We start from the raw sequence: 13,644 nt of genomic DNA, 5'->3' as shown, positions 1-13,644 counted from the left end.
AAGGGATAGTCCGCTTTTCAGGCTGGTTATAATGTGGTATTTATACATATGCAAAAAAGGGGAGTTATTTTATACAGGAATAACGACTGATGTGAAGAACAGGCAGAGGCAGCACGGATATCCTGAAATACTACATATAGAGAATTATGTTGATAAAAAAGATGCAGCGAGAAGAGAAAAGCAAATCAAGGGTTGGTGTCGGGAAAAGAAAGAGAAGTTAATACGTAGTAAGTAGTGAGCTTGTCCTGAGTAGGGCGAAGGAAGTCCTTGCTAGGCAACCAATAAAAAGGGGACAGTCCCCTTTTTTGGCAACTATTGATTCCCAACACAGAGCATAGGAGGGAATATGATCGAGATCTTACCGGAAAGTCAGGGCAATGTATTAGGGGTAAAAGGCATTGATAAACTTACGGATCAGGATTACAAAGAAGTATTGATCCCAAAATTAGAAGAAATATTGAAGGAATACGGTAAATGCCGTTTTGTTTTTGTATTCGGTGAAAATTTTCATGGTTGGGAGCTCGGTGCAGCATGGGACGATGCAAAATTTGGTATGTCTCATAAAGATGATTTTGAGAAGATTGCAGTCGTAAGTGATGCTAAATGGATTGAATGGTCAACAAAGGTGAGCGGCCATTTCATGCAGGGACAGTTAAAAACATATAAAACTGACCAATTGCAGGAAGCATGGGATTGGACAAAGTCTTAAAAGATTAGAGTTATTTAAATTAAATATGCCACTTTACCGTCCGTAAAGTGGTGTATTTTTCTAAGCAGTAATGGTTGAGATAGCGAAATGCAGATAAATATTAATGGAAAAAATATGAACATTGGTGAGAGGTGCACTTTATCAGTTCTTACAAAGTCTAAAGGACTGAATAAAGACGCGATAGTCATTGAACATAATGGTGAAATAGTCTCAAAAGATAAATGGTTCGAAACATATATTAATAATGATGATACGATTGAAATAGTAAATTACGTTGGTGGTGGATGAGTATGCAAGATCTATTAAAAATTGGCAATAAGACTCTTTCAAGTAGGTTTTTTGTTGGAACGGGAAAATTTCCGCAAAAAGAACTTGTTAAGAATGTATTGGAGGTGTCAGGAGCAGAGGTTGTTACTGTTGCTTTAAGGCGCGTTGATATCGACTCGAAAGACGAGAATATATTAAATTATATACCGAAAAAATGCACTATTATGACCAATACTTCGGGTGCGAGAAATGCTAAAGAGGCTATTCGCATAGCACGGCTTGCGCGCGAGCTTGGATGTGGTGATTGGATAAAAATAGAAGTTATTTCTGATAATAAATATCTCCTTCCTGACAACAAAGAAACAATAAAAGCAACAGAAGTGCTTTCAAAAGAAGGTTTTATTATTCTTCCCTATATGAATCCGGATTTAATTGATGCCAAAAGAATTGTTGATGCAGGGGCCTCGGCAGTGATGCCTCTCGGGTCACCCATTGGAAGTAACCGAGGATTTAGAACAAAAGAGATTGTAAGAATACTTGTAGAAGAAATTAAAGCGCCGGTGATTGTTGATGCAGGAATAGGAAATCCTTCTGAGGCAGCTGAGTGTATGGAGCTTGGGTGCGCCGCAGTATTAGTAAACACCGCTTTAGCGTCAGCAAAGGATCCAGTTAATATGGCTCTTGCATTCAGCAAAGCAATTGAAGCTGGCAGACTTGCCTATCTTTCAGGGATTCCTTCCGTAAAAGACCATGCTGAAGCTTCTTCTCCGCTGACCGGTTTTTTAAGAGAGGATACATAAATTGCAGGATGAGTTTTTACACGATTTACAATAAATTGAGCAACTATGATTTTGATTCATTTTTTAGAGATGTTTCAAGTGCGAATATTGAACAAGCGCGTATCAGTAATAATCTAAAGTCTTCACAATACCTTTGGCTTCTTTCGCCTTTAGCCGAGAAACATTTAGAAAAAACCGCACAAAGATCACATGCTTTGACAGTTCAGAACTTTGGGAAGACGATACAACTCTACACTCCTCTTTACCTTTCAAATTATTGTGAAAACCAATGTGTCTATTGTGGTTTTAATGAAAAGAACACGGTAGAAAGAAAGCAGTTAACTATAGAAGAGCTTGAAAAAGAGGCGCGGTATATTGCTCAGACGGGACTGAAGCATATTCTTGTATTAACAGGTGATTTACGAGCTGCTTGTCCGGTCTCATATATTGCCGCATCGATAAAAATTTTAAGAAAATATTTCACATCTATATCTATAGAAATTTATCCGCTCTCAGAGAGTGAATATAAAGAACTAATAGCTGAGGGAATAGATGGCCTTACTATATACCAGGAAGTGTATGACCGAGCTATATATGGTAGAATGCATCTAAAGGGACCAAAAAAAGATTATGAATTTAGGATGGCTGCTCCTGAAAGAGCGCTATCGGCGGGGATAAGAACAGTAAATATTGGCGCATTATTTGGATTAAATGATTGGCGAAAAGAAGCATTTTTTGTGGGTATGCACGCGAAATATCTTCAGGATACTTATCCTGAGGCTGAGGTGAGCATATCACTTCCGAGAGTGCAAACAATGAACAGCGCATTCTCAGTGCCATGGGACGTAACAGATAAAAACATGGTGCAGATAATTACCGCACTCCGTATATATCTCCCGCGAGTAGGAATTACTATTTCTACGCGCGAAACAGCATCTTTGAGAGATAATCTTCTCCCCTTGGGAGTAACGAAAATGTCTGCCGGGTCAACGACAGCGGTTGGTGGGCATACTGCAGATGGTGACGAGGAAATCAATTCATTACAGTTTGATATATCTGATAAGAGAAACGTTCACCAGATAAGGGCGTTATTAAAGGGAAAAGGGTATCAACCGGTATTAAAAGACTGGATGTAATACATATAGTATATAGAGGATATTGATTCTTATTACGCAAGCATTGGAGAAAGTATGATGGATTTTACAGAAGAACAGTCAGATCGATATAGTAGACATATTCTTTTGTCTGAAGCGGGGCCGAAAGGACAGGCCAAGATAATGGAAAGTAAGGTGCTCATAATTGGTTTAGGGGGATTAGGTTCTGCCTCGACATTATATCTTGCCGCGGCCGGTGTAGGGACACTTGGCATTGCTGATGGTGACAGTGTAGACATGACTAACCTGCAAAGACAAGTAATACATTTTACTCCCGATATAGATAAACCAAAGGTTGTATCCGCTAAGGAGAAGATAGAGAAAATAAATCCTGATGTAAATGTTGTAACCTATCAAAAACGTGTCGATCAAAATAATATACTCGATATAATTAAGGGCTATGATTTTATTATTGATGCGACTGACAATTTTTCGGCAAAATTCTTAATTAATGATGCATGTGTTATAGCAAAAAAACCCTATTCTCATGGTGGTGTAGTGCGATTTGGTGGGCAGACGCTCACCTATGTGCCGGGGGAAATGTGTTATCGCTGTGTGTTTGACAGTCCCCCGCCAGAAGACGCCATCCAGTCAACCGCACAAGTAGGAGTTTTAGGTGCTGTTGCGGGAACGTTAGGAACAATGCAGGCTACGGAAGCATTGAAGTTTATTATTGGTAACGGAAAGTTGCTTATAAACCGAATGCTTATTTTTGATGCGTTAAATATGGACTTTAGAACGGTAGAGTTTAAAAAGAATATTAATTGTCCGGTATGTGGAAAGAACTCATCAATTACAAGCCTTTAAGGTGCTTTTAATACAAATAAACATCTACACCATAAGTGCTTATGAATAATAGCAAAAAAAAATACATTTCACCCCTTGACAAATTCTGTAGATATAGTAATATACTAGTAAGTCGATAGAAGAAGTAGCATATTTTTTTAACACTAAATACTAGTATGTTGATAGATGCAATAATATATGGAGGAATGCATGGATCTACCAAAAAGATCTTTAGTGAAATCACTGACCTGGAGAATCATAGCATTTGCGACAACCGTCATCGCCGTCTATATATACAGTGGAGATATCAAAGAGTCTCTGATTGTGGGTATTGGTGCAAACAGTGTGAAGATATTTCTGTACTACATGCACGAAAGAATATGGAACAAATTGGATTTTGGCAGAACAAAGGAACCGGAATATCAAATTTAATTACAGGGGGTGTGAAATAATCAAAACTCAAAAGTAAAAAGTAAAAAAATAATCAAAAAAACTAAAAGGGGGTAAGATGAGTATTTTAAATGAAAAAGTTGATTTAAAAGAGTTAGTGGAAAAACTCAATTTTAAAGAAAAGGTTGATCGTTCACTGGAATTGATCGATGAAGCCTATAAGATTTATGGTGATAAGCTTGTTGTTGCAAATAGTCTCGGTAAAGACTCAGTTGTTGTATGGGATCTTGCGAAAAAGGTCAGTAAGGATATCCGTGGATTTATTGTGACAACGCGATTCAAACCAACTGAAACGATAGATTTCATGAGCGAGACAGTAGTACAATATCCAGAGTTAAAAATTTATAAAAATGATGTTACAATAGAGGGTCAATTATATAAAACAGACCCTGACAAATGCTGTGATCTATTAAAGGTTGAGCCGGTGAAACGAGCGATTGAAGAAATGAATGTTGACTCTTGGGTGACCGGACTGAGATGTACTGAGGGCCGTACACGCACAGACTATCAGGAAGTCGAAGAACGTGATAAAGGACTGATGAAATTAAATCCGATTCTTATTTGGAAAGAACGGGAAATATGGCAATATTTAGCAGTGTACCAGGTGAAAGTAAATCAGCTGTATGCACGCGGGTATCGGTCACTGGGTTGTGCGCCGTGTTCACATATTACCAGCGATGATAATGAACGTGCCGGTAGATGGATTGGTACCAGTAAATGTGGAGGGGAATGCGGTATTCATACGCGTCCTTTAAAGGAAAAACTTCCTGGAGTATAAACGTAATGAAATATTTTCCCATTGCAGTATTGTTGAAAGATAAAAAAGTGGTCGTGGTAGGAGGAGGCCGTATCGCTGAAAGAAAGGTGCGCCTTTTAATAAAAGCGGGAGCGAACATAACGGTTGTTTCTCCTACCGTTACCACGTATCTTTCAAATCTTTATACAAAGGGTGTCTTGCAGTGGAAAGAACGAAATGTGCGCGGGTCAGATATTAAAAAAAGCGTGCTTGTTATTGCAGCAACGAATGACCTTGCAGTAAATGAGAAGGTAAGTATGTGGGCTCAACAAGAAAATATATTGGTGAATGTTGTCGATAACAAGAAGCACTCTACATATATATCTCCGGCTGTTGTGCGTCACAAGGAAGTGCTTGTTACCGTGTATACAGATGGACAGGATCCAGAGTTATCACGTGATATAAAAAAGTATCTAAAGGATAATTGGGATGAGTTTATTTTGTATCGGAATCGATCATAATACCGCATCTTTATCACAACGTGAAAACGTGTATCATAATCGTGATGAGATCGTGCATAAAGTGCGTACTATAGCAGAAGATGTATCGGTGCTTTTTACCTGCAATAGAGTCGAACTCTATGCTTATATGCATGATGAGGATATCGCACAGAAGATAATCGCTCAACTAGTCTATAGTGTGCCGGCATTGGGACAGTACGGATATACTATTACGAACAATAAACAAGTGGTAACTCATATGATCCGGCTTGCAGCTGGACTTCTTTCACAAGTTGTAGGAGAAAAGCAAATCTACGATCAGCTTGAATCATGGGTAGATCAGTCAGTACCTCTCGGGAGAGTGCATGATATATGGAAAACCGTACTTGAGCATGCAGCTATAATAAGGGTTAAGTCCGGATTGTATCGCGCAGTGTATGACATTGCAGACTATATTATAGATGATATAGCGAAGAAAAGGATCACCATCGGTAAAAAAGAAATAATGATCGTGGGAACAGGAACCATTGCCCGGCTCTTTGCTGAAAAGAAAGATCCGCGTGCAAATCTGTATTTTGCGTCACGAAAAAAACATGCCAGATCACGGCAATTAGCCAATATGTCTGGGGGGAAAGCGATACTCTTGGATGATCTATCACAGTATCTCTCTCACGTAGACGCTGTTATTAGTGCTTCAGCGTGTCCTCACTATGTTCTAAAAAAACATACTGTGGATGAAGTGAGTGTAAAAAGGAATAAAGAGCTTTTTATATATGATATAGCTTTACCGCGTAATGTGGAGCCGACTGTAGAGACAATATCTGGGGTATCGCTAAAAAATCTTGACGATATAGGCACTGTCAGTAAAAAGAGTGGTGCTGTGGCTGAAGCCTTACGTGCAGCTGAGAAAATGATCAAAGATGAAGTTGATTCTAGTATACGAGGGGTAAGAAATTATGCGTTTACGGGTAGGCACAAGACCAAGTAGATTGGCAATCGCTCAGGTAGAAGAAGTTAGGTCGTTTTTTCCTGGGTTGATATTTAATGTCATGCAAATAGCAACAAAGGGAGATAAGGATAAGGTATCGTCCTTAACGGTGCGTGAAAACACCGATTTCTTTACCTACGAACTTGAGCAGGCATTGTTGCATGACCAAATAGATATAGCTATTCATAGCGCGAAGGATTTAGATGAGAATATGCCAAATTCACTTAGTATTGCTCTTATGACACCATCAATCAGTTGTTTTGACTGTCTTGTTGCAAGAGGCGGTTATACATTAGACACACTTCCTTCTGGTGCTGTTTTGGGAACAAGCAGTGTAAACCGTAATGAAAGTATAAAGAGATATCGTAACGATCTAGATGTAAAAGATATTCGCGGGAATATTGACCAAAGGGTTGAAAAACTGGATAGGGGTGAGTACGATGCTGTAATTGTTGCTCACGCGGCGCTTTTGCGTTTGGGGCTTGAAAAAAGGATTTCACAAATAATACCACTTAATGTTATTACCCCGCATCCTTTACAGGGGGCGCTTGCCGTGCAGATAAAAGAAGATAATGTCAGGCTAAAGAATATTCTAAATAACAGTATGTATATGCAGAAAGTAGTATCGTGATGAAAACAAATAAAGTATACATTGTTGGCGCGGGACCAGGTGATCCTGAACTTATTACCGTTAAGGGGCTGCGTGCCCTTGAAAAAGCGGATTGCGTGTTGTATGACTTTTTATCATCACCGCAGTTATTAAAACATTTGAGAAAATCATGCGAAAAGATATGTGTAGGAAAAGCCGATGGACTGCATTTGTTGGAACAACGCCAGATCAATGCACTGTTGTACGAAAAAGCAAAAAAATATAAGACAGTAGTGCGCCTCAAAGGCGGGGATCCGTTTGTGTTTAGCAGAGGATATGAAGAAGCAGCGTATTTGAAACGAAAAAAAGTGGAGTGTGAAGTGATTCCTGGTGTTACCTCAGCGCTTGCTGGTCCGGAAAGTGTGGGGATACCGATTACGATAAAAAACAAAGTATCGTCAGTTGCACTTGTTGCCGGAAGAAAAAAAGATAAGAACGCTGTGATAGAAGCACCGTTATGTGGGACAGTAGTCTATCTCATGGCAGTGGGAAATATAGCCAATGTAGTAAAAGCATTACGTAAAAGTGGTAGAAACGTAAAAACACCGTGCGCATTTATTGAACGAGCTACCAATAAAAAAGCCCGGTACATTAAGGGAACCATAGGAACAATAGTAAAAAAGGTAAAAGAAGAAAACATACAGCCACCGGCAGTATTCATTGTCGGAGAGGTGGTAGAAAAAAGGTTGTAAGTTAATATGCAAGAACTACAAGAAAAACAAAATCAGGAATATAACGGGATTCTTTTGAGCGATATGATCTATCCGCTTTTTGTGCGCGAGGATTTATCGTTATCTCCTGAGATACCTTCTATGCAGGGAATATACCGATACTCTCTAGATGCACTTATTGATGAAGTCAGAGAACTCCATAGAATAGGTATCCGGAACATATTACTTTTTGGTATACCGAAAAATAAAGAATGGACTGGCACGGGAGCATATTCAGATACGAATATTGTGAGTGCATCGGTAAGAGAAATAAGAAACCATCTGAAAGATGTGACAATATTTACTGATGTATGTTTATGTAATTATACGACTCATGGGCATTGCGGGATCATTAAAAAAGGCGCTGATACTATTGAATTATCTGATACACTTAATGCCTTATCTGAAATTGCTCTTTCGCATGCTGCAAGCGGTGCTGACTATGTTTGTCCCTCAGCAATGGCTGACGGTCAGGTAGCGGCAATTAGAAAAAAACTTGATCAAAATGGTTTTACGCATACAAAAATAATGGGATATTCGGCAAAGTTTGCGTCACATTTTTATGGGCCTTTTAGGGAAATAGCTGACTCAGCACCGAAATTTGGTAATAGAAGTGCATATCAATTAGATCCCCGAAGGAGTGAAAAGGCGCTGGATAAGATCTCTCGCGATATCGATGAAGGGGCAGATATTGTCATGGTGAAACCTGGATTAGGATACCTAGATATAGTCCGAAAAGCAAAAGATACATATAATCATCCGCTTGCTGTATATAACGTAAGCGGTGAATATACATTGGTAAAAAATGGGAGCGCAATGGGGCTCTGGGATGAAGACGGCATGGTAAATGAAATCATGCACTCAATGAAACGAGCAGGTGCAGATTACATAATTACGTATCATGCAAAAGATATTGCGCTAGCGATTAGAGATTATAATGACAAATAAATCACTACACATACAAGCTCAAAAGTATCTGGTTGGCGGGGTAGATAGTCCCGTGCGATCATTCCGTTACGCGGGAATATCTCCTATCCTGTTTAAAAAGGGAAGAGGTTCAACTCTTTTTGATTATGACGGTAAGTCTTATATTGATTATGTGCTTTCATTTGGTGCAGTGATATTAGGTCATGCAAAAAAGAGTGTAGTGGATGCGTTGAAAACGTCACTTCCTGATGGATTTCATTTTGGAAGCACACACGGTAAAGAGGTTGAGCTTGCAAAGATGATTATAGATGCTGTGCCGCCAATTGAAAAAATACGGTTTGTTAATTCCGGGACAGAAGCGGTTATGGGAGCTATCCGTTTAGCGCGAGGATACACGAAAAAAAATAAAATAGTCAAATGTGCACATTCATACCATGGTCACGCTGATTATCTCTTGGTTGAAGGAGGATCAGGCCTGGCAACACAGAAGATATCATTAAGTGATGGTGTGCCTCGGGATTTTGTGAGACATACGCTTGTTACAGAATATGGTAATAGTGAAAAATTAGAGCAATTATTTAAAAAACATGGAGATGATATTGCAGCAGTGATTATTGAACCGGTAGGGGGTAACTATGGGGTTACTGCACCAAACGAGAAGTATCTCCGGGCGGTAAGAAGGATAACAAAAAAATACAAATCGCTTCTTATTTTTGATGAGGTAATTACGGGATTTCGTTTTCACTATGGGTCATTTGCACACATAGCCGGGGTCAGCCCTGACATTATATGTTTAGGAAAAATAATCGGTGGCGGTTTACCGATAGGTGCATATGGCGGTAAAAACCAGATTATGAAACATCTTGCACCGTTAGGTAATGTATATCAAGCTTCAACATTTGGTGGAAATCATATAGTAATGTCATCAGGAGTGAGTACATTACTTGAGTTAAAACGGTTACGAGCTTGTTATAAAAGAATTGCTCAGATGGTAGCTGAGCTCTCTCAGACAATCAACGATCAAGGTAAAAAGTATAATAAAAAGATTAAAGCAACATCGTATGGGACAATGTTTAGTGTGAGATGTGGATCTCAGAAACTTTTTCAAAAGATGTATAAGGGACTATTAGATGGCGGCATATATTTTGCACCCTCAGAGTATGAAGCAAACTTTATATCTTTTTCTCATACACGCAGTGATCTTGAGAGAACAAAACGAGTTATACATACGGTTATAAAGAACTTATAAAAAGGATTGTGATATGACAGAAAATAAAATTGATTATGATGATTTGAAAAAAAGAGGGTTTTTGCAGTCACGGAAAGAAGGATGTGTGACACTTAGAACTCGTATGGATAGTGGTAATTATACAGCTCAGCAGCTTGAGAAGTTGTCGTATATTTCCAAAATATACGGGAATGGATATACCCACCTTACGGTAAGACAGGGAATAGAGATACCGTTTATCCCTATTGATAAGGTATCTGAAATTGAGAACATCATGGAAGAAAATGGAATTTATGCTGGAACATCAGGTCCACGCCTTCGTGCTACGACTGCATGTCCGGGAACAAATTGGTGTAAACGAGGATTAGTTAATACCTTTGATCTTTTTGATAAAATTCAGAAAAAAGGTATCGAGTGCGGGATGGACCTTCCACATAAGTTTAAGATAGTTGTTTCAGGATGTCCAAATGGATGTACGCGTCCAAGGGGATCTGAAATCGGGATCCATGGACAGGTTGATGTGGCTAGTCCTGAAAAGAAAATTGGTTTTGCGGTATATCTCGGTGGGTGTGGAGGGCTCTCACCACGAGAAGGTATCAAGCTAGAAAAAGTGTATAGTGAAGATGAAGTGCTTGTTGTGATTGAAAAAGTTATCACATTCTTTAAAGAGAATGCAAAATCGCGACAGAGGCTTGGTCATTTAATCGAAGAAATAGGAAAAGATACGTTTTTAGAAATAATTGGTGAAAAATAAGTGTTTTTTCTGCTGTAAAGAAATACACTAGTTACTATGTAGAGGAGGATACCAATGAGAATATCAACGCGTGCCCAGTATGGTATGCGGCTTATGTATGTTTTGGGTTTGCATTACGGGCAGGGACCTGTTTTCTTAAAAGATATTGCTCGCAGCGAGGAGATATCTGAAAAGTATTTAAGCCAGATCATTATTCCGCTCAGGGTGGCTGGTTTTGTGTTATCACATCGTGGAGCACATGGAGGGTATGAGCTTGCCAAACCTCCAAAGGATGTCACAATGAAAGACATTGTTGGAATATTGGAAGGAAACTTTAATCTTGTCGAAAGTGCGCAAAACCAAGCTCACGGAGCGCATATGTCTTTACGTGTCACACAACACCTGTGGGGCATGTTGGGCGGGAAGATTGCAGATACATTGGAAGAAGTCTCGTTGCATGACTTGTTGCAGAAATCAAAAGAATTAGATGTTAAATGTATTAATTACACAATATAAATAAATGAATGGAGGAACACATGACACAAATTGATAATAAACTTAAACTGGATACACTCGCATTGCATGGTGGGCAGGAAGCTGACCCCACAACGGGTGCGCGTGCAGTACCTATTTATCAGACAACATCATATCAATTTAAAAGCAGTGAGCATGCAGCTAATCTTTTCGGGCTAAAAGAATTCGGAAATATTTATACGCGGCTTATGAATCCGACAACAGATGTTCTGGAAAAAAGGATGGCGGCATTAGACGGTGGTGTTGCCGCACTCGCTACTGCAAGCGGGCAATCAGCCATTACCTTAGCACTTTTAAATATCGCGCAAGCGGGAGATGAGATTGTTTCGGCAGATAATTTATATGGCGGGACATATACCTTGCTTCACTATACATTTAAAAAATTTGGGGTAAAAGTAAATTTTGTATCATCTGAAGATATGGAAGGATTTAAAAAAGCGATTACACCAAAAACAAAAGCAATCTATGCAGAAACGATTGGGAACCCAAAACTGAATGTTGCTGACATAGAGACGCTTGTAAAGATTGCACATGAAAACGGTTTGCCGCTTATTGTGGATAATACTTCCTGTCCGTATCTGTTTAGACCGATAGATTTTGGCGCGGACATTGTTGTGTATTCTGCAACGAAGTTTATTGGCGGACATGGAACATCTATTGGCGGATTGATCGTTGATTCGGGTAAATTTGATTGGACAAACGGTAAGTTTCCGTTAATAGCAGACCCGGATCCAAGCTATCACGGACTTAATTTTGTAGAAGCATTAAAACCAATGGGAAATATTGCATACATTATTAAAGCGCGGGTAACACTGTTACGAGATCTGGGTCCGGCAATGTCGCCATTTAACGCGTTTCTCTTTTTGCAAGGTTTAGAGACATTGCATCTACGGATGCCCAGACACTCTGAAAACGCGTTAAAAGTCGCACAATATTTAGAAAAGAGCGAGCATGTTGAATGGGTAATTTATCCGGGGCTTGAGTCAAGCAGTGAAAACGCGAAAGTAAAAAAATATTTACCGAAAGGTGCAGGTGCTATTGTTGGTTTTGGTATAAAAGGCGGTATTGAAGCTGGCAAGAAGTTTATAGATTCGCTGCAGCTTATATCTCATCTGGCGAATATTGGCGATGCGAAATCACTTGCGATACATCCTGCATCGACAACTCATCAGCAGCTATCTTCGGAAGAACAGTTAGCAGCAGGGGTTACACAGGATTATGTGCGGTTATCAATTGGTATTGAAGATGTAGAAGATATTATAACTGATATTTCTCAAGCACTTGATAACTCAATAAAATAATACGAAGGAGATGCGGTATGAGTAAAATATACGATGATATTACAAAGACAATAGGAAATACTCCTCTGGTAAGGATCAATAAGCTCACGAAGGGATTACCTGCGACCATTTTAGCTAAGATGGAGTTTTTTAATCCACTGGCGAGTGTAAAAGACAGAATAGGGTTAGCGATGATCGAAGCCGCTGAAAGCCAGGGCCTGATCAATAAAGATACGGTTATTATAGAGCCGACAAGCGGTAATACTGGCATTGCGCTTGCGTTTGTCTGTGCTGCCAAAGGGTATAAGCTTATTTTGACTATGCCGGATACAATGAGCATTGAACGGCGGCAGCTCTTGAAGATATTCGGAGCAGAGCTCATTCTGACCGAAGGAGCTAAAGGCATGAAAGGCGCAGTCGATAAAGCGCAAGAACTGGTCAATGAGACGCCAAACAGTTTCGTGCCGCAACAGTTTAATAATCCTGCAAACCCTGAAGTGCATCGCAGGACTACGGCAGAAGAGATTTGGAATGATACGGACGGAAAAGTGGATTATTTTATCGCTGGTGTCGGTACTGGTGGAACAGTAACTGGTGTTGGAACAGCGTTAAAACAAAAAAATCCTGACATTAAGATTATAGCGATCGAACCGGTAGATTCACCGATATTATCCGGTGGAAAGCCAGGGCCGCACAAAATACAGGGTATAGGACCGGGATTTGTTCCCGAAGTTCTTGATATGGATGTAGTAGACGAGATAATGACAGTCGGGCACGCTGAAGCAGGTCTCGTTGCCAGGCGTCTTGCAAAAGAAGAGGGTGTCCTTGTTGGTATATCAAGCGGTGCACTGATGTGGGCTGCAATCGAAGTTGCAAAACGAAAAGAAGCAGTAGGGAAAACGATAGTGGTTGTGCAATGTGATTCCGGCGAACGATATCTTTCTACATGGCTTTTCGATGACAAAACAAAAGTAAACGGCACAAAATATAACGGTTGATTATCATACAATCTTTCCGCCGCCGCAGTGAAAATGTTTTGTGCACCGCGGGCGGTGAAGGGAAGGTTGTTATCCAAAAACGACATTGCTATCTTAAGTAAGAGGTGATAGTATACGATTTCTTTTTGAAATGTGGCCCCATCGTCTAGCCTGGTCTAGGACACAGCCCTCTCAAGGCTGAGACACGGGTTCAAATCCCGTTGGGGCTACCAATAG

The 13,644-nt window shown here is 39.8% G+C and carries 18 protein-coding genes and 1 tRNA gene; all 19 read left to right on the top strand.

From position 1 onward, the window contains the following. Positions 1-31: 31 nt before the first annotated feature. Positions 32-235, top strand: coding sequence for a hypothetical protein (locus P9M13_02615; protein MDP8262179.1), 204 nt, complete (start codon positions 32-34; stop codon positions 233-235). Positions 236-346: 111 nt separating this feature from the next. After that, positions 347-709 carry an STAS/SEC14 domain-containing protein gene (locus P9M13_02610; GenBank protein ID MDP8262178.1) on the top strand — a complete coding sequence of 121 codons (363 nt, stop codon included), beginning with the start codon at positions 347-349 and terminating at the stop codon, positions 707-709. 87 nt (positions 710-796) lie between these two features. Continuing rightward, positions 797-997, top strand: a complete 201-nt coding sequence (thiS, locus tag P9M13_02605; protein ID MDP8262177.1) for a sulfur carrier protein ThiS — start codon at positions 797-799, stop codon at positions 995-997. 2 nt (positions 998-999) lie between these two features. Continuing rightward, on the top strand, positions 1,000-1,776 hold the full coding sequence (locus P9M13_02600) for a thiazole synthase (protein ID MDP8262176.1): 777 nt from the start codon (positions 1,000-1,002) through the stop codon (positions 1,774-1,776). A gap of 8 nt (positions 1,777-1,784) precedes the next feature. Next, positions 1,785-2,891 (top strand): 2-iminoacetate synthase ThiH, encoded by a 1,107-nt coding sequence (thiH, locus tag P9M13_02595; GenBank protein ID MDP8262175.1) that lies wholly within the window; start codon positions 1,785-1,787, stop codon positions 2,889-2,891. A gap of 54 nt (positions 2,892-2,945) precedes the next feature. Next, positions 2,946-3,716: a HesA/MoeB/ThiF family protein gene (locus P9M13_02590; protein MDP8262174.1), complete on the top strand. Its 771-nt coding sequence runs from the start codon at positions 2,946-2,948 to the stop codon at positions 3,714-3,716. A 189-nt stretch (positions 3,717-3,905) separates the two neighbouring features. Further along, the gene (locus P9M13_02585) at positions 3,906-4,127 is read left to right on the top strand and encodes a DUF2061 domain-containing protein (protein ID MDP8262173.1); all 222 of its coding nucleotides are present in this window, start codon (positions 3,906-3,908) and stop codon (positions 4,125-4,127) included. Positions 4,128-4,203: 76 nt separating this feature from the next. After that, a complete protein-coding gene (locus P9M13_02580) occupies positions 4,204-4,923 on the top strand; it encodes a phosphoadenylyl-sulfate reductase (GenBank protein MDP8262172.1) in 720 nt (239 codons plus the stop codon). 5 nt (positions 4,924-4,928) lie between these two features. Next, positions 4,929-5,402: a bifunctional precorrin-2 dehydrogenase/sirohydrochlorin ferrochelatase gene (locus tag P9M13_02575; GenBank protein MDP8262171.1), complete on the top strand. Its 474-nt coding sequence runs from the start codon at positions 4,929-4,931 to the stop codon at positions 5,400-5,402. Continuing rightward, positions 5,371-6,369 carry a hypothetical protein gene (locus P9M13_02570; GenBank protein MDP8262170.1) on the top strand — a complete coding sequence of 333 codons (999 nt, stop codon included), beginning with the start codon at positions 5,371-5,373 and terminating at the stop codon, positions 6,367-6,369. Before P9M13_02575 ends, P9M13_02570 begins: the two co-directional genes overlap by 32 nt. Further along, positions 6,338-7,000, top strand: a complete 663-nt coding sequence (hemC, locus tag P9M13_02565) for a hydroxymethylbilane synthase (protein ID MDP8262169.1) — start codon at positions 6,338-6,340, stop codon at positions 6,998-7,000. The genes P9M13_02570 and hemC overlap by 32 nt, the downstream gene beginning before the upstream one ends. Further along, a complete protein-coding gene (cobA, locus tag P9M13_02560; GenBank protein MDP8262168.1) occupies positions 7,000-7,710 on the top strand; it encodes a uroporphyrinogen-III C-methyltransferase in 711 nt (236 codons plus the stop codon). Before hemC ends, cobA begins: the two co-directional genes overlap by 1 nt. 6 nt (positions 7,711-7,716) lie before the next feature. After that, positions 7,717-8,676 carry a porphobilinogen synthase gene (hemB, locus tag P9M13_02555; protein MDP8262167.1) on the top strand — a complete coding sequence of 320 codons (960 nt, stop codon included), beginning with the start codon at positions 7,717-7,719 and terminating at the stop codon, positions 8,674-8,676. After that, the gene (locus P9M13_02550; protein ID MDP8262166.1) at positions 8,666-9,904 is read left to right on the top strand and encodes a glutamate-1-semialdehyde 2,1-aminomutase; all 1,239 of its coding nucleotides are present in this window, start codon (positions 8,666-8,668) and stop codon (positions 9,902-9,904) included. Before hemB ends, P9M13_02550 begins: the two co-directional genes overlap by 11 nt. 13 nt (positions 9,905-9,917) lie before the next feature. Further along, entirely contained in the window at positions 9,918-10,637 is a 720-nt protein-coding gene (locus P9M13_02545) for a hypothetical protein (GenBank protein MDP8262165.1), read from the top strand. A 54-nt stretch (positions 10,638-10,691) separates the two neighbouring features. Continuing rightward, positions 10,692-11,132: an Rrf2 family transcriptional regulator gene (locus tag P9M13_02540; protein MDP8262164.1), complete on the top strand. Its 441-nt coding sequence runs from the start codon at positions 10,692-10,694 to the stop codon at positions 11,130-11,132. Positions 11,133-11,152: 20 nt separating this feature from the next. Continuing rightward, positions 11,153-12,451 carry a homocysteine synthase gene (locus P9M13_02535; protein MDP8262163.1) on the top strand — a complete coding sequence of 433 codons (1,299 nt, stop codon included), beginning with the start codon at positions 11,153-11,155 and terminating at the stop codon, positions 12,449-12,451. Between the two features lie 17 nt (positions 12,452-12,468). Next, entirely contained in the window at positions 12,469-13,428 is a 960-nt protein-coding gene (gene cysK / locus P9M13_02530) for a cysteine synthase A (protein MDP8262162.1), read from the top strand. Positions 13,429-13,562: 134 nt separating this feature from the next. After that, positions 13,563-13,640: transfer RNA gene (locus tag P9M13_02525), tRNA-Glu, on the top strand. Positions 13,641-13,644 lie beyond the last annotated feature (4 nt).

It is taken from the genome of Candidatus Ancaeobacter aquaticus (genome assembly GCA_030765405.1).
GTDB lineage: Bacteria > Auribacterota > Ancaeobacteria > Ancaeobacterales > Ancaeobacteraceae > Ancaeobacter > Ancaeobacter aquaticus.
Note: the sequence above shows the minus strand (reverse complement) of the source record. Positions and strands in the feature narration are given on the sequence as shown.

Excerpts from the sequence above, each read along its gene's own strand:
- P9M13_02615 (MDP8262179.1), top strand. The coding sequence starts at position 32 with ATGTGGTATTTATACATATGCAAAAAAGGGGAGTTATTTTATACAGGA.
- P9M13_02610 (MDP8262178.1), top strand. The coding sequence starts at position 347 with ATGATCGAGATCTTACCGGAAAGTCAGGGCAATGTATTAGGGGTAAAA.
- thiS (MDP8262177.1), top strand. The coding sequence starts at position 797 with ATGCAGATAAATATTAATGGAAAAAATATGAACATTGGTGAGAGGTGC.
- P9M13_02600 (MDP8262176.1), top strand. The coding sequence starts at position 1,000 with ATGCAAGATCTATTAAAAATTGGCAATAAGACTCTTTCAAGTAGGTTT.
- thiH (MDP8262175.1), top strand. The coding sequence starts at position 1,785 with ATGAGTTTTTACACGATTTACAATAAATTGAGCAACTATGATTTTGAT.
- P9M13_02590 (MDP8262174.1), top strand. The coding sequence starts at position 2,946 with ATGATGGATTTTACAGAAGAACAGTCAGATCGATATAGTAGACATATT.
- P9M13_02585 (MDP8262173.1), top strand. The coding sequence starts at position 3,906 with ATGGATCTACCAAAAAGATCTTTAGTGAAATCACTGACCTGGAGAATC.
- P9M13_02580 (MDP8262172.1), top strand. The coding sequence starts at position 4,204 with ATGAGTATTTTAAATGAAAAAGTTGATTTAAAAGAGTTAGTGGAAAAA.
- P9M13_02575 (MDP8262171.1), top strand. The coding sequence starts at position 4,929 with ATGAAATATTTTCCCATTGCAGTATTGTTGAAAGATAAAAAAGTGGTC.
- P9M13_02570 (MDP8262170.1), top strand. The coding sequence starts at position 5,371 with ATGAGTTTATTTTGTATCGGAATCGATCATAATACCGCATCTTTATCA.
- hemC (MDP8262169.1), top strand. The coding sequence starts at position 6,338 with ATGCGTTTACGGGTAGGCACAAGACCAAGTAGATTGGCAATCGCTCAG.
- cobA (MDP8262168.1), top strand. The coding sequence starts at position 7,000 with ATGAAAACAAATAAAGTATACATTGTTGGCGCGGGACCAGGTGATCCT.
- hemB (MDP8262167.1), top strand. The coding sequence starts at position 7,717 with ATGCAAGAACTACAAGAAAAACAAAATCAGGAATATAACGGGATTCTT.
- P9M13_02550 (MDP8262166.1), top strand. The coding sequence starts at position 8,666 with ATGACAAATAAATCACTACACATACAAGCTCAAAAGTATCTGGTTGGC.
- P9M13_02545 (MDP8262165.1), top strand. The coding sequence starts at position 9,918 with ATGACAGAAAATAAAATTGATTATGATGATTTGAAAAAAAGAGGGTTT.
- P9M13_02540 (MDP8262164.1), top strand. The coding sequence starts at position 10,692 with ATGAGAATATCAACGCGTGCCCAGTATGGTATGCGGCTTATGTATGTT.
- P9M13_02535 (MDP8262163.1), top strand. The coding sequence starts at position 11,153 with ATGACACAAATTGATAATAAACTTAAACTGGATACACTCGCATTGCAT.
- cysK (MDP8262162.1), top strand. The coding sequence starts at position 12,469 with ATGAGTAAAATATACGATGATATTACAAAGACAATAGGAAATACTCCT.